This is a genomic window from Desulfonatronum lacustre DSM 10312, from assembly GCF_000519265.1.
Classification (GTDB): domain Bacteria; phylum Desulfobacterota; class Desulfovibrionia; order Desulfovibrionales; family Desulfonatronaceae; genus Desulfonatronum; species Desulfonatronum lacustre.
Map to the genome: position 1 here is coordinate 3,010,193 of NZ_KI912608.1, position 15,557 is coordinate 3,025,749.

At 61.8% G+C, this 15,557-nt stretch carries 10 protein-coding genes; 3 read left to right on the forward strand and 7 right to left on the reverse strand.

From position 1 onward, the window contains the following. Positions 1-192 precede the first annotated feature (192 nt). The 6 genes from DESLA_RS0114175 to DESLA_RS23490 all read right to left on the reverse strand — a co-directional run bounded on the left by DESLA_RS0114175 (position 193) and on the right by DESLA_RS23490 (position 11,421). Positions 193-1,011, reverse strand: a complete 819-nt coding sequence (locus DESLA_RS0114175) for a 4Fe-4S dicluster domain-containing protein (protein WP_211239060.1) — start codon at positions 1,009-1,011, stop codon at positions 193-195. Positions 1,012-1,220: 209 nt separating this feature from the next. Beyond that, positions 1,221-2,849 (reverse strand): hydroxylamine reductase, encoded by a 1,629-nt coding sequence (gene hcp / locus DESLA_RS0114180; RefSeq protein WP_028572978.1) that lies wholly within the window; start codon positions 2,847-2,849, stop codon positions 1,221-1,223. Between the two features lie 255 nt (positions 2,850-3,104). Further along, on the reverse strand, positions 3,105-6,194 hold the full coding sequence (locus DESLA_RS0114185; protein ID WP_028572979.1) for an efflux RND transporter permease subunit: 3,090 nt from the start codon (positions 6,192-6,194) through the stop codon (positions 3,105-3,107). Between the two features lie 2 nt (positions 6,195-6,196). Next, positions 6,197-7,426: an efflux RND transporter periplasmic adaptor subunit gene (locus DESLA_RS20650; protein ID WP_051434707.1), complete on the reverse strand. Its 1,230-nt coding sequence runs from the start codon at positions 7,424-7,426 to the stop codon at positions 6,197-6,199. A 33-nt stretch (positions 7,427-7,459) separates the two neighbouring features. Further along, on the reverse strand, positions 7,460-9,169 hold the full coding sequence (locus DESLA_RS21905) for a sensor histidine kinase (RefSeq protein ID WP_051434708.1): 1,710 nt from the start codon (positions 9,167-9,169) through the stop codon (positions 7,460-7,462). A 134-nt stretch (positions 9,170-9,303) separates the two neighbouring features. Beyond that, positions 9,304-11,421, reverse strand: coding sequence for a methyl-accepting chemotaxis protein (locus DESLA_RS23490; RefSeq protein ID WP_051434709.1), 2,118 nt, complete (start codon positions 11,419-11,421; stop codon positions 9,304-9,306). 374 nt (positions 11,422-11,795) lie between these two features. Here DESLA_RS23490 and DESLA_RS0114210 point away from each other — a divergent pair, with 374 nt between their 5' ends. The 3 genes from DESLA_RS0114210 (at position 11,796) to DESLA_RS0114220 (ending at position 14,022) form a co-directional block, all read left to right on the forward strand. Then, positions 11,796-13,139 carry a 4Fe-4S binding protein gene (locus tag DESLA_RS0114210; protein ID WP_051434710.1) on the forward strand — a complete coding sequence of 448 codons (1,344 nt, stop codon included), beginning with the start codon at positions 11,796-11,798 and terminating at the stop codon, positions 13,137-13,139. Between the two features lie 92 nt (positions 13,140-13,231). Continuing rightward, on the forward strand, positions 13,232-13,549 hold the full coding sequence (locus DESLA_RS0114215) for a type II toxin-antitoxin system PrlF family antitoxin (protein WP_028572981.1): 318 nt from the start codon (positions 13,232-13,234) through the stop codon (positions 13,547-13,549). Beyond that, positions 13,549-14,022, forward strand: a complete 474-nt coding sequence (locus DESLA_RS0114220; protein ID WP_028572982.1) for a type II toxin-antitoxin system YhaV family toxin — start codon at positions 13,549-13,551, stop codon at positions 14,020-14,022. The genes DESLA_RS0114215 and DESLA_RS0114220 overlap by 1 nt, the downstream gene beginning before the upstream one ends. 34 nt (positions 14,023-14,056) lie before the next feature. Here DESLA_RS0114220 and DESLA_RS0114225 read toward each other — a convergent pair whose 3' ends face one another. Then, positions 14,057-15,508 carry a TrkH family potassium uptake protein gene (locus DESLA_RS0114225; RefSeq protein ID WP_028572983.1) on the reverse strand — a complete coding sequence of 484 codons (1,452 nt, stop codon included), beginning with the start codon at positions 15,506-15,508 and terminating at the stop codon, positions 14,057-14,059. Between the last annotated feature and the right edge of the window lie 49 nt (positions 15,509-15,557).

A 15,557-nucleotide genomic window follows, 5' to 3' on the forward strand; every position in this document is an offset into this window, starting at 1 on the left:
TTAAAGGTGTTGTATCTCCTCAGCACATCTTGTGTCCCCTCTTGCTCCGGCAATCGGGGTCGGGGTCGCTATCGGTATCGGAGTCGGAATCGAAACAAGAAGAATTTGGAACGCATCCCAGCGTTTTCGATCCCGATTCCGATTCCGACCCCGGCAATAGAATTACTTCGTGCTGAGTAGCTGCACTCGCTCTTACAAAGGCTGCATGCCCTTGAACTCCGCCCTGCCTTGAGGAGCTACTCGGCCTTGGCGGGTGATCACGATTTCCTGGTACGGAATGTGTTTGCCGGAGACGAGCAGGGCCCGGCGGACGATTTCGGCCAGCCCGGCGCAGCAGGGCACTTCCATGGACAACACGGTGATGCTGTTGATCCCGGCCTGGTTGAAGATGTCGACGAAGCGCTCGACATAGCTTTGGGCGTCGTCGAACTTGGGGCAGCCGAGCATGATCACCTTGCCGGGCAGCAGTTCCTGGTGCAGGGCCGGGTAGGCGGCCGGAGCGCAATCCGCGGCCACCAGCAGGTTCGCGCCCTTCAAAAACGGTGCGTGCGGGGGGATCAGCCGAATCTGGACCGGCCAGTGGGTCAGGGCCGAGACCGGTTGATCCGTGGAACGCGGGCCTGAAGCGGCCGCGGAAACGCTGGGCGCGGGCTTGGCCGGGGCAAAGGTGGCCATGGCCGAGCCGGGGCATCCGCAGCCCAGGGTTGGGGCCGCTTTCGGCTTCGGGTCGGCTTGCGCCTGCTCCGCGGCCTTGAGTTCGTGCAGCCGCTCCTCCACGGCTTCCTCGTCAAACGCGTCGGCCTCGCGTTTGACGACCGTGATGGCGTCCTTGGGGCAGGTGCCCAGACAGGCGCCCAGTCCGTCGCAGTATTTCTCGGCCACCAATCTGGCCTTGCCGTCAATGATTTCAATGGCCCCTTCGGCGCAGCCGGGCACGCAGATGCCGCAGCCGTCGCACAGGTCTTCGTCGATGCGTACGATATCTCTCATTTCTTTCAGGTGCGTCGTCATGGTTCGGCTCTCCTTGTTGTCGCGGTTGGCGATCGCGCCGGACGTGCTTCCCGTGCGCGTGCGTCCTGTATGCCGCATTGAGGATTCGGCCGCCTTGACCTGGGTCAAGTTTGGAAAAAGGAATTGTTTTCTCTGGATGCCCAAAACGTAACCAAAAACAAAAAAGGGGGCGTTGCGCCCCCCTTTCACTCAGTTTCCTCGCCCCCCAGCTAGCCGAGAATGGTCTTCAGGTCTTCGTCCGGGGTGGTGATGGGTTTGATGTTGAAGGTGTCCACCAGGACCTGGAGCACGTTGGGCGAGGTGAAGGCCGGCAGTGAGGGTCCGAGGCGGATGTCCTGGATGCCCAGGTGCAGCAGGGTCAGCAGGATGGCCACGGCCTTTTGCTCGTACCAGGACAGGACCAGGGACAGGGGCAGCTCGTTCACGCCCACGCCGAAGGCCTTGGACAGGGCCACGGCCACCTGGATGGCCGAGTAGGCGTCGTTGCACTGGCCCATGTCCAGCAGCCTGGGCAGGCCGTCGATGGCGCCCAGATCCTTGTCGAAGAAACGGAACTTGCCGCAGGCCAGGGTCAGGACCACGCAGTCCGACGGGACCTTTTCCACGAACTCGGTGTAGTAGTTGCGGCCGGGCTTGGCCCCGTCGCAGCCGGCCACCAGGAAGAAGTGCCGAATCTTCTTGTTCTTGACCAGGTCGATAACCTTGTCCGCCGCGGAAAGCACCGCGTTGCGGGCAAAGCCGGTCATCACGGTCTTGTCGGGACCTTCCTCGGTGAAGCCGGGCATTTCCAGGGCCTTGGCGATCACCGGGCCGAACTCTCCGTTTTTGACGTGTTGCACTCCGGGAAAGCCCACCAGACCGGTGGTGAAGATGTTGCCCTTATAGCTTTCCTGAGGGCGCTGGATGCAGTTGGTGGTCATCAGAATGGCCCCGGGAAAAGCGCTGAATTCCTTCTGCTGGTTCTGCCAGGCCGTGCCGTAGTGGCCATGAAAGTGCGGGTAGGCCTTCAGCTTGGGATAACCGTGGGCCGGGAGCATTTCACCGTGAGTGTAGATGGTGATGTCCTTGCCTTCGGTCTGCTTGAGCAACTCTTCCAGATCCTTCAGGTCGTGACCCGAAACCAGGATGGCCTTGCCCTTTTTCGGCCCCAGGGGAACGGACGTGGGAACCGGGTCGCCGTAGGCGCCGGTATTGGCCGCATCCAAAATTTCCATGGTTTTCAGGTTGACTTCGCCGCAGCGCAGCACCAGGCCCAGCCAGTCCTGCAGCTCCAGATCCGTGCGGGTCATGGTGGCCAGGGCTTCATGAATGAAGGCGTAGACGGAGTCGTCCGTTTGCCCGAGAATGCGGGCATGATCCGCGTACGCCGAGACTCCCTTGATGCCGAACAACAGGGTGTGCTTCAGGGAGCGCTTGTCCGGGTCGGTCACCTTGTCGTTGTGCAGCCCGTGCTCTTCGCCCTGGTGGACCAGTCCGTCCATGCTCGGGGCGGGTTCAAACGCGGATTCGGGTGAATCGAATTCCGCGACGCCGCCCGCGGCCTTGACCCTGGCCCGCAGCTCCTCGCGATAGGCCACGGCCTGCTTGATCAGGGGCACGAACCGCTCCGGATCGAAGTCCACGTTGGTCAACGTGGAAAACAGCGCCTCACAGGCAAAGGCATCGGCCTCGGCGCTCTTCACGCCCACCTTGCGGCCCTCATGGGCCACCAGTCCCAGCCCTTGCAGCGCATACACCAGCAAGTCCTGCAACGCGGCAACGTCCGGCTGTTTGCCGCACACGCCGACCTTTTCGCATCCCTGTCCCTTGGCCGTCTGTTCACACTGGTAACAAAACATGGTCATGATCCGCCTCCTCTGAATCTATGGTTGGTGAAAGGGTCTTTCGTCGAACACGATTCCAGTTATACAGTAGTTCGTACGTCGCGCCTTGATCTATGTCAAAAAGCTCCAAAGCCGCTTGAGAGTATTGGATTTTTTGACAAAAATCACCAACGATATCAAATAGTTGAGTCGTATGCCAAACCATGGCAAACATGGCCGGGATGCCCGCCTTCTTCGGGCTTGATATGGGGCACCGCGTTATCACGCCGTTCATTTTTGGGAATCTCTTTTCTCCAGAGCCACGAACAAGGTCGGGATGACGATCAGGGTGAGGACCGTGGAGGCGGTGACGCCGCCGATGATCACGGTGGCGATGGGAGAAAACCGCTCCGCGCCCACGGCCATTTCCAAGGCCAGGGGGAGCATGCCCGCGATGGTGGACAGACTGGTCATCATGATCGGCCGAAATCGGGTGCTCACTGCCTCGATGACGGCTTCCTCAGGTTCCAGGCCGTCCTGAATTCTGCCGCGGGCCAGGTCCAGCAGGATGATGGCGTTGTTCACCACGATGCCCACCAGCAAGATGATGCCCAAAAGCGCGGGCATGGACACGTATTTTCCGGCAATGATCAAGGCCGCGCCGACCCCTGTGAACTGCAGGGGAATGGCGGACATCACGGTCAGGGGGTGCTTGAAGCTGGAAAACTGGATCACCAGGATCAGATACACGGCCAATCCGGCCAGGGCCAAGGCGCGCAGCATGCGTGCGCGGGCTTCCGCGAAATCGCTCTGCTCACCAGCCAGAACCGTCTGATACCCGGGTGGGGGAGTGAACTCCCGCAACCGGGCGGAGACGTCTGCGACCACTTCGGAAAGCGGGCGTCCGAAATGAAATCCATGCACCTCCACGGTGCGTTGTCCGTTTTCCCGGGTCAGGATGCGCGGCCCCAAACCGTGCTCCAGCCGAGCGATTTCACGCAGCGGAACCGGGCCGCGGGGCGTGTTCAGCAGGATGTTTTCCAGGTCTTCCAGGTGTTGCCGATTCGCATGGGCATAGCGCACCACGATGTCCAGGTCACGGCGCGGGGATTGACGCAGGTTCGTGGCCACTTGGCCGTCCAGGGCCTGATGCGCGATGCGGGCGGCCTGGCTTCCGGTCAGGCCCAGTTCCGCGACCCGTTGATGGTCCAGATGGACCTTGATTTGCGGCGTGTCCAGGCTCCAGTTCGCGTACAGGTCGGAAATTCCGGGGACGCCGCCCAGGTGGCGCAGCAGTTCTTTCGCGGTTCGATCCAGCAGGACCGGATCGTTGCCCGAAACGCGCACGACGATGGAGGCGCTGGTGGAGGCCCTGGCCGTGCCGCCCATTTCCTTGGGCACCCCGAGGGTCACGCCGGGGGTGCGTTCCAGAATGCGGCGGACCTGGTCCATGATCTGCCACTGGCTTTCCAGACGCTCGGTGCGTGGGGTCAGGTCCACGGCGAATTCGGCCTGGTTCACGCCCATGGCCCCGCGGTCCCCCATGGCCCGGGCGCCGACTTCGTGTCCGGCGCGCAGCGTGGTGCGCAGGACGACGGGATTGTCCACCAGAAACCGTTCCGCCACGTTCACGGCCCGTAGAGTGTCTTCCAGTGGAGTGCCCGGCGCGAGATCCACCAGCACCCGGAAACTGCCCGAGTCGAACCGAGGCAGCATCTCGCTGCCGGACAGGCGCAGCATGGCCAGCCCGGCGATCAGCAAGGCCGCGGCCAGGATCAGGGTCAGCCGGGGATGGCGCAGGGAGGACCGCAGACCGGCCAGGTACAGGACGCGCACGCCGGAAAACCAGCGGGTCAAAATCGCGCCCAGCCCGGCCTGAAAGCCCGTTTCGCGGGGCGGCTTGAGCCAGTACGCGCCCAGCAGGGGGATCAGGGTCACGGATATGAAAAAAGACGAGGCCAGGGCAAAGGCCAGAGTCATGGACAACGGGCCGAACATCTTGCCGATGAAGCCGCCCAGAAACATCAACGGCAGGAGCACGCCCAGGGTGGTCAGGGTTCCTCCCAGCTTGGCGGCGAACAACTCCGACACGCCGTCCACGGCCGCGGTTCGCGGGGCCTTGCCCAGCACGGCCATTTGGCGGTGAATATTCTCCAGGATCACGATGCCGTCGTCCACCAGCAGCCCGATGGCCAGAACCAGGGCGGACATGGTGACCATGTTCAGATCCAGCCCGGCCAGCTGCATCAGGGAGAACGTGGCCAGGAAGGCCGTGGGGATGGACAGAGCGATGATCGCTGCTTGGCGCAGATTGGCCAGAAACAGGAACACGATGAGCACGGTCAGGAGCACGGCGAAAAACACCGTGCGGGTCATGTCCGCGATGACCCGTTCCGTGAACTCCGAATCATCCCCGGCAACGGCCATGTCCACCCCGGGGTGGCCCAGGCGTAACTCGGCCAGGGCCTCGCGCACCAGCCGGGCCGTTTCCACGGTGTTGGCCTCGTCGCGCTTGATCACCTGCACGGCGATGGCCGGTCGGCCGTCATGGCGAAAGGCGGAGCGATCCTCTCCGGGCCGGAACCGCACGTCGGCCACGTCGCCCAGGAAAACCCGCTGATCGCCCTTGGCGACAAGAACCAGACCGCGGGCGTCCTCGGGGCCGCGGATCGGCTCCTCGAACCGGATCACGCTTTCCAGCCCGCCGTGCTCGATGCGTCCGCCCGGAGCGGAAATGTTCCAGTTTCGCAGAGTGCGGACAACGTGGTCGAAATCCAGCCCCAGGGACTCCAGCCGGTCCCGATGCACGGCCACGTGCAGCTCGCGTTTGGACCCGCCGAAGACGTCCACCGCGGCGATGCCGGGAAGACGCTGGATGCGTTCCCGGATTTCGTTGTCCGCGAGTTCCCGCACCTCGTCCAATGGTATTTCAGGGGGCGTGCCCGGCGAGCTCAGGGCCACGGTGATGATGGGCTTGTCCGATGTGGAAAATTCCAGCACCTGGGGCTCGCCCACGGCGGCGGGCAGGTCGCGACGCACGCGGCCGACCGCGTTCTGGACATCCACCGCGGCCAGGGCCGAGACCCTGTCGTACTGGAATTCCAGGCGGATCACGGACAGATTGGTCTGGCTGGTGGAACTGATCCGCGTCACGCCGTCCAGTCCGGTGAATTCCTCCTCCAGCAACTTGGTCAGGTCTAGGTCAACGTCTTCGGCGGCCATGCCGGGGTATTCGGTGATCACGGTCACCGTGGGCGGGTTGGTGTCCGGAAACAATTGGACCGGAAGCTGGAATCGCGCCTGGACGCCCAGGATCATCACGGCCGCGAGCAGGGCGAGGACAGCGTGTTTGTGCCGCAAGACCAGCTCCGGCCAACGCATGGTCACCTTCCTCCCTCGGGCTCCTGGGGCGCTTTCGGCTCTCGAGCTTCTCCGGGTTCTGAAGCAACAAAGACCGCCTCTCCCGTGGCCAATCGAGGATTAAAGGTGGTGATCAACCTCTCGCCGGGAGCCAGACCGGACAGCACCTGAACCCAGCCCTGCCGGGATGGACCCAGCTCAAGATCCCGGCGCACGGCGACCCCGCCTTCCACGACAAAGGCCCTGGCCGAAGTCTGCCCTCGGTGGATGGCCCTAGCCGGGATCAGGATCACCTCCTCTTCGTCCGTGTGCTCCAGCACGGCGCGCACGGCCATGCCGGGACGCACGGTCCCGCCGGGGTGACCGGTCGATGCGTCCGGAGGAAAAAAAGCGCTCAGGGTCAGATTACGTGTGGCCGGGTCCAGGGTCGGATGCACCAGCTCTACCCGGCTGGGCCAGGTTTGGCCCACTGCCGGAACGCCCAGGGACACGGGTTGCCCGGCATGAATGTCGGACGCATCGCCCTGGGATACAGCCACCACGGCCTTAAGCCGTTCCTGGCTGGTCAACGCGATCAGGGGCGCTCCGATGCCGACGAACTCCCCTTCGTGCACGAACACTTCCTGCACGAGTCCGGCAAAAGGAGCCTGCTCACGGGCATAGTCGACCTTGGCCCGGGCAAGATCCAGAGCGGCTCGTGCCTCACGGGCCTGGGCTTGCAAGGCGTGTACGCGCTGCCGCGCAGCATCCAGGGCCGCCTGGGCGATGCCGTCCTGGCGGAAGAGTTCGTTTTCCCGCAGCAAGGTGGTCTGCGCCAGGTCCAGCTCCCCGGCGATCCGTTCCTCCAAAGCCATCAGGCGCTCCACCTCCCGGCGCGATTCCGTGTCGTCCAGGAGGACGAGCTCCGCGCCCCGGGATACGGCCTGACCTTCCCGCAAGGCGAAGGCAAGCACCTTGCCCGGAACCCTGGCCGAGACCACGGCTCGCGTGTCCGCCTCCACCGTGCCCTGATACTCCCGGGTCAGGACGAAGGGCGCGGTTTGAACGGACATGACCTCCACGGCAATGGGCGGAGGGATTCGGGCCGGTTCCGGATGCAGACGCGCTTGCATCCGCTGCGCAACGCCCAGGCCGATCCATACGACCAAGCCGATAAGGAGCAACGCCACGATCAGGCGCGACGCGACGGATGTCATGCCTCCCGTCGACTCAACGGCGACCCCGTCCGCATGACTCATGTCCACTTGCTTCATGCCGCATCTCTTTGTGATGGTTGCTACACGAGGTCATGCCCGCCCTTTTGGCAGCGTAAAAAAAACGGTCGTTCCCTGTCCTGGTTTGCTTTCCATCCAGATTCGACCACCGTGCTTTTCGATGAACTGTTTGCAGATGACCAGGCCGAGGCCGGTACCCTTTTCGCCTTCCGTCCCAAGCTGGCGCTTGTCCCTGGAAATGGTGAAGAGGTTCGACAGCTTTTCCTTGTTTATGCCGATACCGCTATCCTTCACGGCCATCTGAATAACGTCGCCTTCTTGTCGGGCCGTGACGAGAATTTCTCCGCCACGGGGCGTGAATTTCACGGCATTGAAGAGCAGATTGCGAATGACGGTGTTGATCATCGGCTTGTCGATCATGGCCGTCATGTCGCGGGGGATATCAATGATGATGGAGATGTCCTTCTGGTCGGCCACGCCCTGGGTCGAATTCAGGCTGATGCTCGCCAGTTCATGCATACTGGATGGCTCAAGGATAAACTCCATGTTGCCTTGACCCATGCGCGCCCATTGCATCAGATCATCAAGCAGAGCCATCATGTGGTTTGTGTTTTTGTGCAACTCTGAAGCCAGACGGGTTACCTCCTGTTCGGAAAAGACATCAATATCCTCGGCAAGCATCTGTGTTGAGGTCATCAGTCCGGTCAAAGGGGATTTCAGGTCATGGGCGATAATGGAAAAGAGTCTGTCTTTGTCCTCATTGGATATCCGCAACTGCTGGTTGACCAGCCTGATCATCTCTTCGGCCTGTTCGCGTTCAGCCATTTCTCTTCGCAGCTTGGCATTGGACGTTTCAAGTTCCATCGTCCGTCGGCGAACACGATCTTCAAGTTCGTTTCGTTCAATTTGGAGAGCTTTGGACATGCTGTTGAACGTGTTGGCGAGGTCGACCAGTTCCGTGCCTTTTGGCGGCTTGATCTGCTCTCCCAGGTGCGCGGGGTCCGTGGCAATGGCCTGGGCCTTGTCGCGAAGATACCCCAACGGATTGAATATCCAGCGTTTGTTCAGGATCACGGTCACGCAGAAAAGGCCCACGAGTACGGTCCCGAACGCAATGGCCAACTGCAAGGTGAGTTGATTGACGGAGGTGTATGCCGCCTCAAGAGGAATCCGAATGGACACGGCTGAGACGACCTCGTCCTCTGTCCGATGAAAGCTGCGCTCCGAGCCGTAAGCTTCCACCATGCCCCGCGGGGCACGCTCCGGTTCGGAGTGGCAACGAAGACATGTTGCTTCCATGGTTTCGCCGCGTTGCAGAACGGTGAAGTAGGGTTCACCGTCGAATATCCGGATTTCAGACAGAAGATCCAGTTCGTCGTCCCGGTTCAGCCTTTTAATGAACTCCCGCTCCAGGGCGTCGGCTTCGTTGTCCGGGTGACGCGCGTCGATCGCCGCCTCCTTGTAATAATAAGGAATGTCATGCAATCCTTTAAAGTACTCTTCCATTTCACGCACGGCATATGATGAGGACATCCATACCGGTTCGAACTGTTCGCCCAGTTCAGGCGCGTTCGTCGCGGCGAAGTCAAACAGGATCGGCTTGAGTTGATGCGAGAAGTAGGTATGTACGGCCAGCCTGGAATCCAGAATCACCTGGGCCTTGTCTTGGGCTTCCCGCAAGGCATGCTCTTTCATTCTGGCATTCACAAAGAGAATCGTGATCAAGGCGGCGACAAGAATGACTCCCCCTATAGTCAAGGCCAGGCGGGAATTTATGCTCATACGTCCTCCTGTCGTTCATCGAAAAGAACCGGTGCTTCATGATTGCCGTCGGTGCACGGTGCAGGTGCATCGTCTCTCTACGCGGTTAGGACATTCAGCGTACGGCACGGAAGAGCCGTGTCAAGCAATAGCCTCTACCCCTTGGCCATGACCTCCACCAGACGTTGCAGTTCCTGAGCCTGTTCAGCCAACTCGTTCACCGCCGAGGCCGACTCGTCCATTCCCGCTGCGGTTTCGTCGGCAACCTGGTTGACCTCGGAAATGGCCCGATTGATTTCCTCGCTGGCCGCGGACTGTTCCTCGCTGGCCGCGGCGATGGAGCTGACCTGATCCGATGTGTCCGCCACCAGCTCGACGATCCGCTCCAGGGTCTTGCCGGAATCGTTGGCCAGGCCCGTGGCGTCCTGGATGATGGTCACGGACTGATCCACGCTCTGGGCGTTGACCTGGGTCACGGACTGGATGCCATGGATGGCCTGTTCCACTTCCTTGGTGGCGACCATGGTCTTTTCGGCCAGTTTGCGCACCTCGTCGGCCACCACGGCGAAGCCGCGTCCGGCGTCCCCGGCCCGGGCCGCCTCAATGGCAGCGTTCAGGGCCAGAAGGTTGGTCTGGTCCGCGATGTCGTTGATCACGCCGATGATCCGTCCGATGCCGTCCGCGGCCTTGGCCAGCTCGCCCATGTTCGTCTTGAGTTCCGTGGCTTGATCCTGGACCCGGCCGATGGCGCCCACCACCTTGCGCACCGCGTCCGCTCCGGCCAGGGCGTCCTGGCGGGCCGAATCCGCGGACTGGGCCGCGTTGGAGGCGTTTCTGGCCACTTCCAGAACCGTGGCGTTCATTTCCTCCATGGCCGTGGCCGTTTCGGTGATCCGCTCTTTCTGTGTTTTGGCTCCCTGGGACGAATGCTCCACTTGGGCGCTGAGTTCCTGGGAAGCGGAGCTGAGCCGCTCCACCACGTGTTCGATCTTGGCCGCGGCCTGGATCATGCCTTCCTTCTTGGCCCGCTCGGCCTGGGCCCGGGCCGCCTCGGCCTCGGATGTGGCCTGTCTGGCCCGTTCGGCCTCCTGGGCCGCTTCCGTGGTCTTGGCCTCGGCCTCGGCGATTTTCTCCTTCAAGGCGTCGACCATGGTCCGCAGCGCGTCGCACAACACGCCGATCTCGTCGCCCTGGCGGATGGTCAGTTTCTGGCTCAGGTCCCCCTGGGCCACGGCCCGGGCGAAGCTCACGGTCCGGCTCACGGGACCGGAAATGCCGCGCATGATGGCCGCGGCCAGCAACCCGGTCACGACCAGGGCCGCCGCGATCAGCGCGGACACCAGCGCAAAGGCGCTCCTGGCCTGTCTGGCCAAGTCCTCGGCCATGGCTTCCATGTCCCGAGCCGAGGTGTCCTCAATACGCTTCAACCCCTCAATGCGCGACGTGGAGTCACGGAACCATTGCCCCGCGTCTCCGGCCAACGTCCCGCCCTCCATGCTGGAGAAGACGCGATCCCGCCACGGCGCCACCCGCGGGCCGTGTTCGTTCATGACGTTCGTTAAGGCTGTTCGCTGGGTCGGCGGCGCGTAGGCGACGAACACGTCGAACAGTTCATCCTGACGGACCAACACGTTCAGCCAGCGCCGTAACTGTTCTCCGGTCATCCTTTGCGCGGTGAAGATATTGGACAGAATAGCCCGTTCCTGGCCGGCATATTCCTTGGCTTGCAACAGGGCCGCGTAGGCCACGGCGACCCGGGTGGCGTCGCTGTCGTCGGTGGCGTTGGGCATGGCCCGGATCGAGGCCATCAGGCTTTCAATTAATCCGGTATACTTGTCCACGGTTTGAATACCGGTGATGTTGCGCGCGGAAACCTCGGCGCGGAACTCCCGCAGTCGCCCCAGTTCACGGGACTGCGCCTGGGCCTGGGACCGCACGTTCTCCAGCCCTGCCAGCCCGGTGTCCACGAAATCCTGAAAAGCCGCCAAGCTCTGGTCCGTGCGACGAAGCTGCGCGTTCAGCTCAGCGCCGAACTCGCGGCCCTGGGAACTGACGAATCCGGCGGAAAGCCCCCGCTCCACCTGCATGTCGTGGATCAGGTTGCCGATTCTGACCGAAAGCAGGATCATTTGCTCCAGCCGCTGCATGTCCGCCATGGTTTGCCGACGCTCCTTGAGCACTACGCCGGATATGATCAGCATGGCCGCGATGGGCACGATAATCAACAGCATCAGTTTGACGCTGATCCGCAAGTCGCCCAATATTCTTTGCATTCCGCACCTCCGTCGCTTGATTGTCGGCCTGATTATCGGCTTGGTCGTCCGCCCCGTCGCCCGGAGCAGTTCATGATCGCATTTATCTTCCCGTCTGAACCACTTTCCTGGAAATCCGTCAACACGTCGGGTTAGTATCGAAGATTTGGCACAAGCTCTTTCGAGTCTCTCCCCGGCACGTCACCAAAGACGAATCGTCCAACGAGCTTGTCTCGACTCTGGCCCTCGCGGCAATCCCGCGCCTTGATCTGAATCAAATTGTGTAACGTTGAAGAGCAAAAAGGGACGAGATCAAAAATTGATCCAGATCAAGGCCGGCGCGAAGATTTTCGGCCTATCAATGAGTCTCTCTTCCCTCGGACCACGGAGCCCGTATGACCTCGCCCACATCTCCATTGCGCACCACCCTGCGTACTTTTGGAGCCTTGACCCTGCCGACCTTGTCCTGCCTGTTGCTGGCGGCCCATTACCTGCGTTCCGGCGACCTGGGAATGGTGGCGGTCTGCCTGGCCTTGCCCGGCCTGTTTTTTCTTCGCCAGGCCTGGGTGCGTCCGGTGCTGCAAGCGGCCTTTGCAGCGGGCATGGCCGTCTGGGTACTGGCCATGATGGACCTGATCCAGTTTCGCCAAGTGGTCGGCCTGCCCTGGCTGCGGCTGGCCCTGATCCTCGGCTCGGTGGCCATGGTCACGGGCAGCGGAGCCTTGTTTTTCGAAACCCGCGTTCTTCGAGAACGCTTCCGCCGAAGGCCGGAAGCGGCATTGGTCCAGGCCGGGGCGTTTCTGCTCACGGTTTGCGCTTTGGTGCTGGCCCAGGCCAAGGTTTCCTTTCCGATCCTGCTCGCGGACCGCTTTTTCCCGGGCTTCGGCGTGCTCCAAATTCTGGGCATGGGCCTCTATGCGGCGTGGATCGCGGGCAAGCTGACGGATCCGGAGAGGGCTCCGCTGGTGCGTGCCCGGATGTGGCTGTTCTTTTCCCTGGTCTTTTTCGGCCAACTGGCCCTGGGTTTAGCGGGATGGGAGCGGTTCTTGATGACCGGGGACCTGCATCTGCCGGTTCCGGCCTTGATCCTGGCCGGACCGATCTATCGCGGGGAGGGGATCTTCATGCTCACTCTCTTTCTGAGCACGGTTCTCCTGGTGGGGCCGGCCTGGTGCAGCCATCTCTGCTACATCGGGGCCTGGGACCACCAGGCGGCCTTGCGGACCAAACGTCCGCAAGGCCTGCCGTCCTGGGCCTTCCCTGCCCGCCTGAGTATTTTCGCGCTTGTGATGGTTACGGCCCTGGGGTTGCGCCTGATGGGCGTACACTGGACCTGGGCCGTGACGTTGGCCGCCGGATTCGGACTGGTGGGAGTGGGGATCATGGCCGCAATATCCCGTAAAGTGGGCGTGATGGCCCATTGCACGGTCTTTTGTCCGATAGGGTTGGCCGCGGTGGCCCTGGGGCGACTGCTGCCCTGGCGGCTGCGCATCAACCGGGACTGCGACGCCTGCGGTCGCTGCGCCCGGGTCTGCCGGTACGGCGCCCTGGAGCCGGAACACCTCGTCAACCGGAAACCCGGCCTGTCCTGTACCCTCTGCGGAGACTGCATCCACCGCTGCCGCGACGGTCGGTTGACCTACGGCTTTGCCCGGCTCTCGTCGGTCGCATCTCACCAATTGTTCGTCCTGCTGATCAGCACCTTGCATGCCGTGTTCCTGGCCACGGCCAGGATTTGATTCGAGTCGAAAAGAATGGTTCGGATCAAAAATCAGGGTTGACGCCGCAATGCACGCGCATTACCTTCAACCAATGCCATGAAGGAGGTATCATGCCAGCATCAACTTTGTTTGAGTCAACTCTGACAGAACGCTACCAAACCACCATTCCCAAGGTCGTTCGGGAAACCCTTGGACTCGGGAAAGGGGATAGGCTCAGGTACAGCATTGACGCGGGGGAAGTGTTCATTGCTCGTGTCGACGAGGAGGAAAATGATCCCGTGCTGGAGGAATTCCTCGCATTTCTGGTCCGAGACATGGAACAACATCCAGAACGGATTCAGGCGATAGACAGTGGTCTAGCCCAACGGATCACGTCGTTGGCGCAAAATATTCAAGTGGATCTTGACCAGCCGTTGGAAGAAGATTGATGAGCGACGCTGCACGGCCACTCGTCGTCAATGGATGGTCAATTTACGCCCACCCTTTGTTCCTGGACCAGTTAGAACGGCTTGCCGCGCAAGTGGCAAGTCTGAGGGACAAGGACCCACGAGGGTACCAGAAAAAAAATATCGCCAAACGTCTTGCCGCCATCTCCAAGCTGGCCTTCGAGATCATTCCCCAAGACCCGCGGCGTCCGGAATACCGCCAGGGCGGAACGCTGGGCGGCCAACGCAAGCACTGGCTCCGAGCCAAGTTTTTTCAACAATACCGGCTCTTCTTCCGTTATCATCAGAAAAAGCGAATCATTCTCTATGCCTGGGTCAACGACGAGCAGACAAAAAGGGCGTACGACAGTGGAAACGACGCTTACAAGGTCTTCCGGAAAATGCTCGACAAAGGATGCCCTCCGGAAGACTGGGAAAGCCTTCTGGCCCAATCGAAGGCGCACTCGAAGACATAATCGGCACAACAGCGCCTGCTCAGGACTTTAACCGTCACGCCCTCCAGAAGGCCGGCAGCAGGAAGATGATCACGGCGTAGAGTTCCAGCCGTCCCAGGAGCATGCCCCAGGCGAGCAGCCACTTGGCCGCGGCGGGCAGGTGGGCGAAGTTCTGCGCCGGCCCAACGTCGCCGAAGCCCGGGCCGATGTTGCCCATGGCCGCGATGGCCGCGCTGAAGGAGGTGACCATATCCAGCCCCATGGCCGCCAACAGCAGGGACAGCACCAGGTACAGGGCCGCGAACAGGCCCAGAAAACCCCAGATTCCGCTGATTACGCTTTCCTCCACGGGCTTGCCGCTCATCTTGACCTGGACCACGGCCTGGGGATGGATGACCCGGAAGCTTTCCCTGTACATATGCCTGGCCGCCAGGAGCACGCGCATGCACTTCACCCCTCCGGAAGTGGACCCGGCGCATCCGCCGATGAACATGGCCGCGAAAAGAAGAGCCCCTGCCAGTGGCGGCCAAAGGGCGAAGTCCGCCGTGGCGTAGCCGGTGGTGGTGATGATGGAGACCAGGTTAAAGGCACTGTACAGGAACGCTTCACCCAGGGTTTCGTAGGTCCGGTTTGTCCAAAGCGTCACGCCGATCACGGCAATGGCGCCCAGGACCAGCAGAGTGAAGAATCGAGCTTCGGAATTGCGCCACAACGCCAGAGGACGTCCGCGCAGGGCTTGGTAGTGCAGAGCGAAATTGATCGCGCCCAGGAACATGAACACCGTGACCACCAGATGCAGATAAGCGCTCTGGTAATGGCCCATGGACAGATTCTTGGTGGAATAGCCGCCCGTGGCAATGGTGGCGAACATGTGGCACAGGGCGTCGAAGAGGTTCATCCCGCCCAGAAGCAGCAAACCCACCAGCACGGCGGAAAAGAGCAGGTAGACCTTCCACAGCGACAGGGCCGCGGCCCGGACCCGGGGCTTGATCCGGTCCTGTCTGCCGCCGGAAAATTCGGCCCGGTAGAGGTGCATGCCGCCCACCCCGAGGATGGGCAGTACGGCCACGGACAGCACGATGATGCCCATGCCGCCGATCCATTGGGTCATGCTGCGCCAGAACAGCAGACCCGGAGCCACGACTTCGATATCCGTGAGCACGGAGGAGCCCGTGGTGGTGAAGCCGGAGACCGACTCGAAAAAGGCGTCCGTAAAGGTGTCGAACACGCCGCCGAGGTAGAAAGGCAGGGCCCCGACCAGCCCGGCGCTGATCCAGCACAGGGCCACCACGCTCATGGCCTCCCGGCTGGTCACGGTTTCCGGAGCGTGCTTGCGCCAAACCAGGTACAGCGCCAGCCCCGCGAGGCTGACCGAGACCATGGAGACCAGCAGGGGCGTGACGCCCGCATCCCCGTAATACAGCGAACAAGCCAGGGCCGGGAGCATGAGCAGGCCCACGGCGGCGATGATCACGCCGGTGTAGGAGAGGATGCCTCGCCAGTGCATATGTTTCCCTTGCAATAACCTGTGAGGGGTGGCTTGTGGTTGTTGCGGA